This is a genomic window from Pseudomonas sp. 9.1(2019) (assembly GCF_009910445.1).
In the GTDB taxonomy this organism is placed as follows: Bacteria; Pseudomonadota; Gammaproteobacteria; order Pseudomonadales; family Pseudomonadaceae; genus Aquipseudomonas; species Aquipseudomonas paraversuta.
The window spans coordinates 1014955-1027354 of record NZ_VBWF01000010.1; the positions used below are offsets into that span (position 1 = coordinate 1014955).

Consider the following 12400-nt stretch of genomic DNA (forward strand, 5'->3'; position numbering starts at 1 on the left):
TGCACCCGGTGTAGTGTGTTGTATTACACATCACTACACCGGGACCCCATGCCTACTATGTCTGCGCGCATGCATGGCCAAATGACTCACGCCCTCACCCACCTCGCCGAAGCCACTGGCCAAAGTAAAGCCTTTATGGCCATTAACGCCCTGCTCGGTTGCTTACACACATATAAAGAAAAGGTCCTTCCAGGCAGCAAGAAAATGCGGCAAAGAAGAGAGTCTGCGCAGTGGTTTTCCCAAACCCCAGAAACGACAAAGCCCGCCAATGGCGGGCTCTGCGGTGTAGCAATATGGCGGAGGCGATGGGATTCGAACTCATGGACCTGTTACAGTCGACGGTTTTCAAGACCGTTGCCTTAAACCACTCGGCCACACCTCCTAACGTTGTTGCGGGCGCCATAATACCTGAATGAAACACGTTGTCAAACTCTCTTGATCCCTTGTTTCAGAGCCTCTGCTATGATCTTTGCAACTTAACATTTCCGGACACAGGAGTATCGCCATGCGCGAACAGGATTACCCAGTTAATAGCAACGTGCAGGCCGAACAGCTAGAGGTTAGCCGTGTCCTGCGCAACACTTACGGTTTACTGGCCCTGACACTGGCTTTCAGCGGTGTAATGGCCTACGTATCTCAGCAGATGCGTGTCGGTTACCCAAACATTTTCGTGGTCCTGATCGGCTTTTACGGCCTGTTTTTCTTGACCAACAAGCTGCGTGACTCGGCATGGGGCCTAGTGTCTGCTTTTGCCCTGACCGGCTTTATGGGCTTCCTGCTGGGCCCGATTCTCAACCGCTACCTGGGCATGCAGGGCGGCGCTGAGGTCGTTAGCTCCGCATTCGCCATGACGGCTCTGGTTTTCGGCGGTCTGTCGGCCTATGTGCTGATTACTCGCAAGGACATGAGCTTCCTGGGTGGTTTCATCACTGCAGGCTTCTTTGTTCTGCTGGGCGCAACGCTGGCGAGCTTCTTCTTCCAGATCAGCGGCCTGCAACTGGCTATCAGCGCCGGTTTCGTGCTGTTTTCTTCGGTCTGCATTCTGTTCCAGACCAGCGCCATCATTCAGGGCGGCGAGCGTAACTACATCATGGCGACCATTAGCCTGTATGTATCGATCTACAACCTGTTCATCAGCCTGCTGCAAATCTTCGGCATCATGAGCCGCGACGACTGATTGACGACCGCTGTACAAAAGCCCGCTTCGGCGGGCTTTTTATTGCCTGTAGCAAGCATCTTTAGGCGTCTGGCTTTATCATTGCGTCAGATTTGCCGACAGAGCCCACCATGAAATTTGCCATTGCCCTTTATTCAGCAGCCCATGCGCCCTCCTCTCGCCGAGCCCTGCGCTTTGCCGAGGCGGCATTGGCGGGCGGCCACGAGATTGTCCGGTTGTTTTTCTATCAGGACGGCGTCCACAGCGCTTCGAGCAATATCGTGACACCTCAAGATGAACAAGACCTCGCACAGCAATGGTCAACCTTCGTCAGCAACAATCAACTCGATGGCGTGGTGTGTATTGCAGCAGCCTTGCGCCGCGGTGTGCTGAATAACGACGAAGCTGCGCGATATCAACGCCCGGCGGTCAATTTGCAAGCGCCGTGGGAATTGTCTGGTCTGGGACAGTTGCATGATGCAATTCAATCGGCCGATCGACTGATCTGCTTCGGAGGGCCTTGAGATGCCTAAGTCGCTTTTGATTATTAGCCGTCAGTCTCCCTGGTCCGGCATCAACGCGAAAGAAGCACTGGATATCGTGCTGGCAGGCGGTGCGTTCGATTTGCCCATCGGTCTGCTGTTTATGGATGACGGTGTATTTCAGCTTGTACCCGAGCAGAAAGCCGCCGCCGTCCAGCAAAAAAACCTGACGGCCAATCTGCAAGCTTTGTCCCTGTTCGGCGTTGAGGACCTGTTCGCTTGCGGCCACAGTTTGTCCGTACGCGGCATCTCGCCTGCCGGACTTGCAGTCGATGACGTCGAGCCGCTGTCGGCAGAAGACATACGCGCACTTATTGACCGTTATGACCAAGTGATAACTCTCTGATGTCGACCTTACACGTTCTGAGTCACTCGCCCTTTTCAGACACGCGCCTGGATAGCTGCTTACGCATTCTGGGGCGCGGTGATGCCTTGCTACTCTGTGGCGATGCGGTCTATGCCCTGCAGCAGCAGAGCAGCACACTTGAAGACAAGACTGTCTTTGCCCTCGAAGAAGATCTGCAGGCACGCAATATCGAGTGCCCGCAGTGGGCGGTAGCGATTGACTACCCGGCCTTCGTCGATCTGTCTATTCAGTATGACAAGGTCAACAGCTGGCTATGAATGTGCTCACCCTCGATGGTAAAAACATCCCGCTGGATAAAGACGGTTATCTGCTCGACCTCAACGATTGGTCGGCAGACGTCGCTCAGGCACTGGCCGCACAGGCGGGTATTGAGCTCAGCCCCGAGCACTGGGAAATTCTTCAACTGCTGCGCGACTTTTATCAGGAGTTCCAGCTGTCTCCCGCTACCCGGCCGCTGATCAAATACACTGCACTCAAGCTGGGGACAGATAAAGGCAACAGCCTGCATCTCAATCGCCTGTTCAATGGCACTCCCGCCAAACTCGCCGCCAAGCTGGCGGGCCTGCCAAAGCCGACCAATTGTCTATGAACATCCCTGCACCGCTGACCCTGGAAACACCCGCCGAGCACCCTTTTGCACAATTTGTCCGGATTCTGGGTAAAGGCAAGCGCGGCGCCCGCAACCTGACCCGCGAAGAAGCCCGCGAAGCGATGGGCATGCTGCTGGATGAGAAGGCCGAGGACACGCAACTGGGCGCCTTCCTGATGTTGCTGCGGCACAAGGAAGAAAGCCCTGAAGAACTGGCCGGTTTCACCGAAGCGGTGCGCGAGCGCCTGACAGCCCCCGGGATCCACGTCGATCTTGACTGGCCAACGTATGCGGGCAAGAAACGCCATTTACCCTGGTATTTGCTGGCAGCCAAATGCCTGTCGCAAAACGGCATACGCATCTTTATGCATGGCGGCGGCGCCCATACGGCAGGCCGTCTATACAGCGAACAGCTGCTGGATGAACTGGCCATACCTCTGTGTCGCAACTGGCAAAGCGTTGAAGTCGCCCTGGACCAGGGCAATCTGGCATTTATGCCGCTGCAGGACTGGGCGCCACAGTTGCAACGCATGATCGATCTGCGCAATACCCTGGGCTTGCGCTCGCCAATTCACTCGCTGGCACGCATTCTCAACCCCCTGGGTGCACGTTGCGGCCTGCAGAGCATTTTCCATCCGGGCTATCAAAGCGTGCATCGCGACGCCAGCGGCTTGCTGGGAGACACCAGCATCGTGGTCAAGGGCGATGGCGGCGAAATCGAAGTCAACCCTGACAGCCTGAGCCATCTGTACGGCACCACCCAAGGTGTGAGCTGGGACGAAGAATGGCCGGCGTTGTCTGCGCAGCGCCACGTCAAACCGGCAACCCTGGAGCCACAACACCTCAAGGCGTTATGGCGTGGAGAGGTCGAGGACAGCTATCCGCAGCTGGCGTTGCTATCGACCATGGCCCTGGCCTTGCGCGGGCTGGGTACGCCCCGCGAGCAAGCCTTCGAACTGGCTCAGCGCTACTGGGACAACCGCAACAAATCGATTTAATCGATACTTGGCGCCCATGTTTTGCGCTTTTTGTTCGAACTCAGCCCTTTAGACTGAACTCCAATGCAAAATAGCCAAGGAGCCTCACATGGGCCTGTTGATCGAAGGGCACTGGCATGACCAGTGGTACGAAAGCAGCAAGGACGGGGCGTTTCAGCGCGAGCAGGCCCAGCGCCGCAACTGGGTGACCCGGGACGGCTCGCCTGGCCCGACGGGCAACGGTGGCTTTGCGGCCCAGGCGGGCCGCTACCACCTGTACGTCTCTCTGGCCTGCCCCTGGGCCCACCGCACCCTGATCACCCGCCAACTCAAAGGCCTGGAGTCGCTGATAGACGTGTCAGTGGTCAGCTGGTTGATGCTGGAAAACGGCTGGACCTTTGACAAGGCATTTGGCTCCAGCGGTGACCCTCTCGACCACCTGGATTTTTTGTATCAGCGCTACATTCTGGACACTCCCGATTACACCGGCCGCGTCACCGTCCCCTTGCTCTGGGACAAACAGCAACAATGTATCGTCAGCAACGAATCGGCCGACATCATTCGCATGTTTAACACTGCATTTGACGACCTGACGGGCAACCCTCTGGACTTATATCCGCCGTCGCTGGCCACCCAGGTCGATAACTGGAATGAAAGGATTTACCCGGCCATAAACAACGGCGTATACCGGGCCGGATTTGCCACTTCCCAATCGGCTTACGAACAGGCATTCGATGAGATTTTCCGCGAGCTCGAACACCTGGAAACCCATCTGACAGACCATCGCTATCTGGCCGGTGAGTATTTAACTGAGGCAGACGTACGCCTGTTTACCTCACTGATTCGATTTGATGCGGTGTATTACAGCCACTTCAAGTGCAATGAACGACGTATTGCCGATTATCCGAATTTGTCCAACTGGCTGCGTGAGCTATACCAGTGGCCTGGCATTGCGCAAACCGTGGATTTCACCCACATCAAGGGACACTATTACGCCAGTCACCGCACAATCAATCCCACAGGTATTATCCCGAAAGGCCCGGCGCTGGACTTCACCCGCTCCCATGACCGCAACCGCCTTACAGGCAAGGGCATCCAGCAACGCTAATACCTGCAAATGTGCTGGCCGCACAGGCTTGCGGCCAGTAGCATCGCGCGCACTGTTTACGAGACTGCCCCATGCTTATTCCATACGACCAGCTTGAACCTGACACCCTCACCCGCCTGATTGAAGACTTCGTCAGCCGTGAAGGAACCGACAACGGTGATGACACGCCGCAGGAAACACGTGTGCTGCGAGTCCGCCATGCCCTGAGCAAAGGCCAGGCCGTTATCTTCTTTGACCTTGAGAGCCAGCAGTGTCAGCTGATGCCCAAGCATGCCGTGCCAAAAGAGTTCTTTGATTAAGCACAACTGCCCCCCTGATCAAGGACTGGAGAAGCGCGGCCCCAACAAAATAATGGTCGCGCCTATTACACACAGCCCTAGCCCCAGCCAGTCTGAACCCAGCGGCCGAATGCGCTCCACCACTGCCAGCCAGGCAATGGACGTCACGATGTAGATCCCGCCATAGGCCGCATAGGCCCGCCCGGCATAGACCGCCTCGACCTTGGTCAAGAGCAGGGCAAACACCACCAGGCTCAGAACTGCCGGCACCACCCACCAGGCACTCTTGCCCTGGCGCAACCACATCCAGAACCCATAGCAGCCAGCAATCTCAAACAAGGCCGCGAAAAAAAACCAAACGTAGTTAAGCATGCGAGAACTCTCCAAATGCGCAGCGCGCAACCCTACGCGTCAGCCCGTGGCCGATCAAGGCTGGAGGGGTTTGGGTGGGGATTAATAAAAGTTGAATTTTCCGCCGGCATCACCAGTCGGACTTTATAAGCACTGCCTATCCTCGTTCGTCAAACAGTGCCCTGAAGAACCTGCAAATTGGCAGAAAACATCAATAAGGAAATGATCATGACCACAATTCTACTCATCATCCTGATTCTGCTGTTAGTAGGCGGATTGCCTGTATTCCCGCACTCGAAAAGCTGGGGCTACGGGCCGTCAGGCATCATCGGCGTGGTTCTGGTTGTACTGTTGATTTTGCTGTTACTCGGCAAGATCTAGAACACACCCAGAGCACAACCCGCGCGCAATAAAAAAGAGGCCCTGAGGCCTCTTTTTTATTGCGCGGTTACTTACTTCGGATCTTCTACACCCGCAGTGTTATCCATCAAGCTTTTGGTGGCTGTTTGCAGGAAGGATTCGAGTTTCTTTTTAAGCTCGGCCTCATCCGGCGAATCGGTAACCACCTTGGCTTCAGGATTGGCGCCCAGCTTGTACTGCCAAACCTTGGCCGGCATATCCTTGGGCTGAACCAGCAAGTGGTCGCCGCTGATGACTGCCACTGTCTGGTCACTACCGGACGGCTTGATCACGCCTGTACCCTTGTCGCCTTCAGGCAGGGTGAGCAGGTCACGGCCCCAGCATTGCTGACGGAACTCGCCACCCAGACGCCCCATGATGGTCGGCACGATATCAACCTGTGTCCCCACGGTGTCATTGCGCGCGCCAAATTTTTCCTGGATGCCAGGCCCGATCAACAGCAATGGAACGTTAAAGCGTCCCAGGTCCATCTCGGAAATTTGCTGCTCGTTACCGAAGCCGTGGTCACCCACCACCACAAACAGGGTTTCCTTGAAATACGGTTCTTTACGCGCTTTTTCGAAGAACTGACCCAATGCCCAGTCCGAGTAACGCATGGCCGTCAAATGCTCATTGAGCGATCCACGGTCAGTGACCGGTTCAACCGGCAACGGGGTCGGCAGTGCATACGGCGTGTGGTTGGACAGGGTCTGCAGCAAGGCATAGAACGGTTCTTTGCCTTCACGCTTCTTCAGCTCTTCCAGACCACGGTTGAACATGTCCTGATCGGACACGCCCCACGTAGGATCGGAGAACACCGGATCAACGTAATCGTTACGACCAACGAAAGTGGTCATCCCCTGATTACTGAAGAAACCCGACTGGTTGTCCCAGGCAAAATCACCGTTGTAGACATAGACGTCGTCAAACTTGCGTGCACTGAGCAGTTCCGGCAGACCGGACAGCTTGTGGCTGCCTTCCGGGGTTTGCATCAGGTATTCAAAACCCGGCAGGTTCGGGAAACAGGCCATGGTTGCGAACATACCCTGGTGGGTATGGGTACCGTTGGAGAAGAAGCGCTCAAACAACAGGCCTTCTTTCGACAGGTTGTCAAAATACGGCGTGACATTGCCCGGACGACCCAGCGCACCCACCGAGTGACCGGCGAAGCTTTCCATCAGGATCACGACAACGTTCTTGATCGGCAGGGTTTTTTCCGCAGGTGGCGTGGTATCGCGGCGTACAGGCGCAGTGTCCGGATCGACCAGCTTGTCGTTCTCGGTCAGCAGCATATCGCGCACTGTCTGTTGGGCTACCGGATCTTCCAGGGTGGCCTTCCAGATATTGCTGCGCTCGTCGGAAAAGCGGCTTTTGGCAGCGGCAATCAGCGACAGGGAGCCGTTAAGACCCAGCTGGTTAGCGAAGTTGGAGTCTGTTGTGTAGGCATCGCCCCAACGTAGAGGAGGACCCTGGCGCAAGGTGCCGCGAGCAGCAACCACACACACCAGCAGTACCACCACAAACACCGCGACACGGCCATACCACGGCGCCACGGCGCGGGCGGTACCGGCAACGGCTGCGGTGGTCCGCGAACGGGTCAGGCGATCGGCGCCACGAAATGCGAAGTACAGAATGAGCGTACCAACGGCCCAGGCCAACAAGTAGCGCACCACCGGGAAACCGTACCAGAGCATGCTCATGACGGTTTTAGGGTCTTCTTTGACGTACTGGAAAACCAGACCGTTAAGGCGCTGGTGGAACTCGCGGTAGAAGTCCATCTCCATCAGGCCCAAAAACAGCGCCAGGCTGCAAGCAGCTGTCAGCCACAAGCGCATCACTGCGCGCATGGTCATGGCTTTGACACTGAGAATCGCCAACAGTAGAGGAATGCTGAGATACACCACAATTCGCAGGTCAAATCGCAGACCGTTGGCGAATGCTTCGAGGAAGGTCGAAGCCGGGGTATCGAGGATCATTTCCCGGTTATAAACCAGCAGAGCAACCCGTAGCAGGGTGAACATCAGCATCATGATCAAGGCACACAGCAGCGTAAACGCCAGATGCGATTTGACCGTCGGTTGCAACACACGCGTAGCAGCGTGCTGTTGTTTTGGGGCGTCCGGGTTTGCCATGTCGTTTAAGAACCCATTTGTTCAAGTTGAAAAAGTAGTCAAGCCGAAATTTTGCTGGCGGATTGTCTTGAATAGATCGTGAAAATTCCGTGTAGAGCACATTTTGAAACATAAGAAAGGGCCTTTCGGCCCCTCTCGCTCAAGGTTCTGCTGGCATTGCAGTGTGCTAGCGATGCAGCCCACAACCAAACATCAACAGATCCCGGAAGATACCCGATCATTACCCGGCATGTTCACTGCCTGTAAAACATAGGCGGCAAAACGAAAGCTCATACATGGACTTCAGGCATGCCTGAAAGAAGTTTTCGCAGAACATCAGGTCACCCGGACCGAGAAGATAGGTGAAGCCCGGAATGATCGCATCGGATTTTTCTTTGGTTTTGGGCAACAGACGGTCACCCGCCCATGATCGACAGACAAACCCGGCGGCGCTATTGCTGCACACCCGTTCAACTGCCCAACAAAGACGCGCATTCTACTTCGGGGAGGGTGTCAGGTCGAACCCTGACGCAGACAAACTCAGCGGACCGCCACGACAAACCCGTCGCAGCCCGCTGATCATGGCTCAAACTCGGACATTGCCCCGTGGCCCGGCGATGGCCCAAATGATCAGGCCCAGCACCGGCAGGAAGATAATCAGCAATACCCAGATGATTTTCGCCCCGGTTCCTGCACCGCTTTTGATCACATTGATGATGGCCCAAATATCCAGAGCCAGAATAATCAGGCCAATCAGACCGTTGAACGTGGACCCCATGATGACGCTCCTGAGTGAGTAACTGTTCACATAGGATAGTCAGCTGTGGCCAGGGTTCCGGTTTTTATTGCATGGACCGGGCCTGTCAGACGTGAACCGCTACTTTCAAGGCTTCCAGCGAAGGTGCAGCACTGATCCCGGCTTCGGCGCACAGCTCCAGAACGCGAGGCACGTCATTGCCGAAAACCAGCACCACCTGAATCTCGTCATCCAGCGGCTGGCTCAGGTTCATCAGCACGTATCCGCCCTTCTCCGGATTCATGCTCCCCATCTGGATCTGAATGCGGTTGAGGGCCGTCAGCGCCTCTGTTTTAGCCAGTTGCTTGGGTTTGATGTTGAATGCGACACCCGGACCAAACGACGCCACGATCTGTGCAAACAGCTCCATATAGGTATCGGCCTGAAACAGGACGGTGTCTGGCAGGCTCCCGATCACGACCCACTCACCCAGGGCAATCGGGAAGCTGTCGTCGTAGTTGATATCCGGGTTGGCTGCCAGAAATGCCACCGGGTCTGCGTAAGCCTGGGCGGCTTCTGTGGCGATGGTGGCGATATCGTCGTCGTCCATGCACCCGGAGCTGATTTTGCTGATGAGTTCAACGAGAGTGGTTTTCATGGGCGAGGCCTGTCACGAGGAAAATTGAGGGCGCGCAGGATATATCAAATGCGCCCCCCGGGGTCCGAAATCAACCCGCCAGTTTCTCGAGCTGAGCCACGGCATCTGTGGCGCCCATGGTTTTGGCGGCATCCAGTGCAGTAATGCCATTGGCATCCTTGGCCTGCGGATCAGCCCCTTTGCTGATCAGGTAGTCGATGATAGCGACGCGATTGAACATCGCAGCCATCATCAGCGCAGTACGGCCATCGAACGAAGCGCCTTCAACCTGAGCGCCCCCCTCCACCAGCGCTTTGACCATCTCCAGGTCGCCTTTGAATGCTGCGCCTGCAATCGGGCTCTGACCGTTATCGTTGCGGATCTCGGGATCGGCTTTATGCTCGAGCAGAACCTTCACCGCTTCAACGTGTCCGTGATAGCTGGCGAGCATCAACAGGGTATCGCCCTTGTGATTGCGCAGATTGGGCGGCAAGCCCTTGCTCAGCAAGGCCGCCAGCATCGCCGCATCACCTTCGCGCGCCTTGTTGAACACCTGCTCGGCAAACTCCGCAGCCTCTTCCGGGGTCATCTGCCGATTTTGATCTGCTGGCTTGTCGTCTGACATATGAAGCTCCACGTTCGTTACAAAGAAATCCAGTTTCCTGAGACCGGCCCTGCGTGTCATCCCTTTTTTGCTCAAGTGCGCCATAGCGACAATCAATCGACTGGAATAATTCCATCCAACGGGAAAATAACCCGGACAAAATGGGCAAAATGCAGGATGCACGATGGCCAGTCATGCAGATTGCACGACTACCAGCTTGGCCTGAAATTACAAGCTGTTGATTTATAAGGATATTTTAAAAAATAAATAGTGGCACAATCACTGCAATACCTACTCCATGCAAGCCAGTCATGAGCCAATGGAGCTGAATCACATGAGCCTGATCCAAGAAAAATTCGCATCGTTGTTCTCTAACCACAGCGTTACTGTCAAACCCCGCCCGGATGGCGGCGTGTTGTTGACCCTGTGCGACAGCGATGGCAAACAGACACAACGCTCAATTTCCTATGCGCAATTGCACACCGCAGAACAACTGACCTGGGTGATCAGCGCGATTCGCCGCGACCTGGCCGGCACAGCCAGTGAACTGCCGACGATTTCGATGCTGCAAAGCCAGCACCGTTTTGCCCTGCCGACCTACCACTCCCGGTAATAACGCGGCATAAACCCGAAATACTAAAAAGCCAGCAGCCGCTATCAACGCGGCTGCTGGCTTTTGTCCATCTGGGTCGACTTTGCCCAAGCTCCTTGGGCAGGCGCGCCCTTAGTCTTCGAAACCCGGGAAGCGGCCGGCAATGTCCTGGCCGGTGTAACTCATCACCAGGGCTTCAGGATTGCTGAACAGGCGGATGGCAACAAAATGCGGATGCTCGCCCATGTCAAACCAGTGCGCAGTGCCCGCAGGGACTGAGATCAGGTCATTTTTCTCGCACAGTACCGCGTAAACATAATCCCCCATATGCAAGCTGAACAGCCCGCGCCCTGCCACCAGGAAACGCACTTCATCTTCCCCGTAGTGATGCTCGTCCAGAAACCTGGCGCGCAACTCGGCTTTTTGCGGGTGGTCACGATCGAGGCTGATCACATCAACCGCGATATAACCGCCCTCGGTCATCAAGTGGTCAATCTGCTCACGGTTGGCATCGATTACTTCTTCCTGGCTGGCACCCGGCCGGATCGGCGCGCACGCCTGCCAGCGATCAAAGTGCACACCCTGCTCGGCCAGCGTCGCAGCGATGTCTTCAAGGTGGGTCAGCACCTTGTTCGGCATTTCGGGGCTTGATACGTGATAAACGGACAGACTGCTCATTGGACGTGGTTCCTCGGCATAGGCATGCCCTGACGGCTATTACAGGCCGCTCAGGCATCCTTTCAAATCAGGCTGCAAGTTTACGGCGAAGTCAGGGTTGTGCCCTGTCCTCTTGCAGTCGAGTGGCAATGATAACGGCTGCCGCCAGCGCTGCGACGCTTGCCATACTAAAGGTGATAGTCGGGCCCAGCGTGTTCCAGCTGTACCCGGCGTACAACGCACCGACCGCGCCGCCAATGCCGGCCAGGGTGGCATACAGCGCCTGCCCTTGCCCCTGCTGGCCCGGACCGAAGCTGCGCTGCACGAACGTCATGGCAGAGGCATGAAAACTGCCGAAGGTGGCGGCGTGCAGCAATTGCGCCAGCAGCAACAGCCACAGGTACTCGGCAACAGACCCCAACAGCAGCCAGCGCAATGCAGCCAACAGAAAGCTGAACATTAATACCCGGCGCACCGAAAATCTTTGCAGGATGCGGCGCATGGCCAAAAACATCAGCACTTCTGCCACCACCCCCAACGCCCACAGCAAGCCGATCACACCCCGGCTATAGCCGAGGGCTTCAAGGTGCAGGGTGAGAAAGGTGTAGTACGGTCCGTGGCTCATCTGCATCAACGCGACACAGACGTAAAACGCGATCACCCCGGGGCTGCACAACTGCTGCAAAAAGCCCCCTTCCAGCGGCTCCCGCCCCTGGTATGAGGGTTGGGCGTTTGGCACCCACAGACTGAACAGGACAATCCCGGCCATGACCAGGATCAGCGCGGCCGGATAGATGTCCAGGCTCAACCATTCAAACAAACGCCCCAGAAGCACGACGGTGAGGATAAAACCAATGGATCCCCACAACCGGATCTGGCTGTAGCGCTCCGGCTGCTCGCGCAAATGGGCGAAGGTGATGACTTCAAACTGTGGCAGCACGGCGTGCCAGAAGAACGCGTGCAATGCCATGACCAGCGCCAGCCAGGCGTAACTCTTGCCGAAGAAGATCAAGCTGAAGCTGAGCAGCGTACAGAGCGCCCCCAGTCGCACGATCAACAGGCGCTTGCCGGTGTAATCCCCCAGCCAGCCCCACAGATTGGGGGCTATGCAGCGCATCAGCATCGGAATGGCCACCAGCTCGCCTATTCGCGCGCTGGAGAACCCGAGATGATGGAAGTACAGCGCCAGAAAAGGCGCTGTTGCACCGAGCAAAGCGAAGTAAAAAAGATAGAACCCCGACAATCGCCAGTAAGGAAGTGGCGCCACCGTCGTCAGACCATGGCGCTCAACAGTCC

General features: G+C 56.3%; 17 protein-coding genes and 1 tRNA gene. 10 read left to right on the forward strand and 8 right to left on the reverse strand.

All coding sequences use genetic code 11. The features are described 5' to 3' along the window. Window positions 1-294 precede the first annotated feature (294 nt). Window positions 295-382: transfer RNA gene (locus FEZ21_RS17850), tRNA-Ser, on the reverse strand. A gap of 123 nt (window positions 383-505) precedes the next feature. Between FEZ21_RS17850 and FEZ21_RS17855 the strand changes: the two genes are divergently transcribed. The 8 genes from FEZ21_RS17855 (at window position 506) to FEZ21_RS17890 (ending at window position 5038) form a co-directional block, all read left to right on the forward strand. Beyond that, window positions 506-1177: a Bax inhibitor-1/YccA family protein gene (locus FEZ21_RS17855; RefSeq protein WP_003442061.1), complete on the forward strand. Its 672-nt coding sequence runs from the start codon at window positions 506-508 to the stop codon at window positions 1175-1177. A 110-nt stretch (window positions 1178-1287) separates the two neighbouring features. After that, the gene (gene tusD, locus FEZ21_RS17860) at window positions 1288-1680 is read left to right on the forward strand and encodes a sulfurtransferase complex subunit TusD (RefSeq protein ID WP_003442060.1); all 393 of its coding nucleotides are present in this window, start codon (window positions 1288-1290) and stop codon (window positions 1678-1680) included. A gap of 1 nt (window position 1681) precedes the next feature. Next, window positions 1682-2044: a sulfurtransferase complex subunit TusC gene (gene tusC / locus FEZ21_RS17865; RefSeq protein ID WP_160628070.1), complete on the forward strand. Its 363-nt coding sequence runs from the start codon at window positions 1682-1684 to the stop codon at window positions 2042-2044. Beyond that, window positions 2044-2322 (forward strand): sulfurtransferase complex subunit TusB, encoded by a 279-nt coding sequence (gene tusB, locus FEZ21_RS17870; RefSeq protein WP_003442058.1) that lies wholly within the window; start codon window positions 2044-2046, stop codon window positions 2320-2322. The genes tusC and tusB overlap by 1 nt, the downstream gene beginning before the upstream one ends. Continuing rightward, a complete protein-coding gene (locus tag FEZ21_RS17875) occupies window positions 2319-2654 on the forward strand; it encodes a TusE/DsrC/DsvC family sulfur relay protein (RefSeq protein WP_160628072.1) in 336 nt (111 codons plus the stop codon). Before tusB ends, FEZ21_RS17875 begins: the two co-directional genes overlap by 4 nt. Beyond that, window positions 2651-3652 carry a glycosyl transferase family protein gene (locus FEZ21_RS17880; RefSeq protein ID WP_003442054.1) on the forward strand — a complete coding sequence of 334 codons (1002 nt, stop codon included), beginning with the start codon at window positions 2651-2653 and terminating at the stop codon, window positions 3650-3652. The genes FEZ21_RS17875 and FEZ21_RS17880 overlap by 4 nt, the downstream gene beginning before the upstream one ends. Window positions 3653-3740: 88 nt before the next feature. Then, the gene (locus FEZ21_RS17885; protein WP_160628074.1) at window positions 3741-4739 is read left to right on the forward strand and encodes a glutathione S-transferase family protein; all 999 of its coding nucleotides are present in this window, start codon (window positions 3741-3743) and stop codon (window positions 4737-4739) included. Window positions 4740-4810: 71 nt separating this feature from the next. Next, window positions 4811-5038 carry a YheU family protein gene (locus tag FEZ21_RS17890; RefSeq protein ID WP_003442050.1) on the forward strand — a complete coding sequence of 76 codons (228 nt, stop codon included), beginning with the start codon at window positions 4811-4813 and terminating at the stop codon, window positions 5036-5038. A gap of 18 nt (window positions 5039-5056) precedes the next feature. Here the strand turns inward: FEZ21_RS17890 and FEZ21_RS17895 are convergent, their stop codons facing one another. Then, complete coding sequence (locus tag FEZ21_RS17895) at window positions 5057-5389, reverse strand: YnfA family protein (RefSeq protein ID WP_003442048.1); 333 nt, start codon at window positions 5387-5389, stop codon at window positions 5057-5059. A gap of 201 nt (window positions 5390-5590) precedes the next feature. On the opposite strand from FEZ21_RS17895, the gene FEZ21_RS17900 reads away from it, so the two are divergent. Then, complete coding sequence (locus tag FEZ21_RS17900) at window positions 5591-5749, forward strand: DUF3309 family protein (RefSeq protein WP_177412975.1); 159 nt, start codon at window positions 5591-5593, stop codon at window positions 5747-5749. A 71-nt stretch (window positions 5750-5820) separates the two neighbouring features. On the opposite strand, the gene FEZ21_RS17905 is transcribed toward FEZ21_RS17900, so the two are convergent. From FEZ21_RS17905 to FEZ21_RS17920, 4 genes are all read right to left on the reverse strand, one after another. Then, window positions 5821-7899 carry an LTA synthase family protein gene (locus FEZ21_RS17905; RefSeq protein ID WP_003442044.1) on the reverse strand — a complete coding sequence of 693 codons (2079 nt, stop codon included), beginning with the start codon at window positions 7897-7899 and terminating at the stop codon, window positions 5821-5823. Window positions 7900-8464: 565 nt separating this feature from the next. Next, a complete protein-coding gene (locus FEZ21_RS17910; protein WP_003442042.1) occupies window positions 8465-8656 on the reverse strand; it encodes a PLDc N-terminal domain-containing protein in 192 nt (63 codons plus the stop codon). A gap of 85 nt (window positions 8657-8741) precedes the next feature. After that, window positions 8742-9272, reverse strand: a complete 531-nt coding sequence (locus FEZ21_RS17915) for a hypothetical protein (protein ID WP_010656408.1) — start codon at window positions 9270-9272, stop codon at window positions 8742-8744. A 70-nt stretch (window positions 9273-9342) separates the two neighbouring features. Beyond that, a complete protein-coding gene (locus FEZ21_RS17920; protein ID WP_003442036.1) occupies window positions 9343-9876 on the reverse strand; it encodes an ankyrin repeat domain-containing protein in 534 nt (177 codons plus the stop codon). A gap of 313 nt (window positions 9877-10189) precedes the next feature. Between FEZ21_RS17920 and FEZ21_RS17925 the strand changes: the two genes are divergently transcribed. Next, window positions 10190-10468 carry a DUF3509 domain-containing protein gene (locus FEZ21_RS17925; protein WP_003442035.1) on the forward strand — a complete coding sequence of 93 codons (279 nt, stop codon included), beginning with the start codon at window positions 10190-10192 and terminating at the stop codon, window positions 10466-10468. Between the two features lie 111 nt (window positions 10469-10579). Here the strand turns inward: FEZ21_RS17925 and FEZ21_RS17930 are convergent, their stop codons facing one another. Both FEZ21_RS17930 and FEZ21_RS17935 read right to left on the reverse strand, forming a co-directional pair. Continuing rightward, window positions 10580-11125 (reverse strand): acireductone dioxygenase, encoded by a 546-nt coding sequence (locus tag FEZ21_RS17930; RefSeq protein WP_003442034.1) that lies wholly within the window; start codon window positions 11123-11125, stop codon window positions 10580-10582. 91 nt (window positions 11126-11216) lie between these two features. Continuing rightward, a complete protein-coding gene (locus FEZ21_RS17935; protein WP_010656409.1) occupies window positions 11217-12371 on the reverse strand; it encodes an MFS transporter in 1155 nt (384 codons plus the stop codon). Between the last annotated feature and the right edge of the window lie 29 nt (window positions 12372-12400).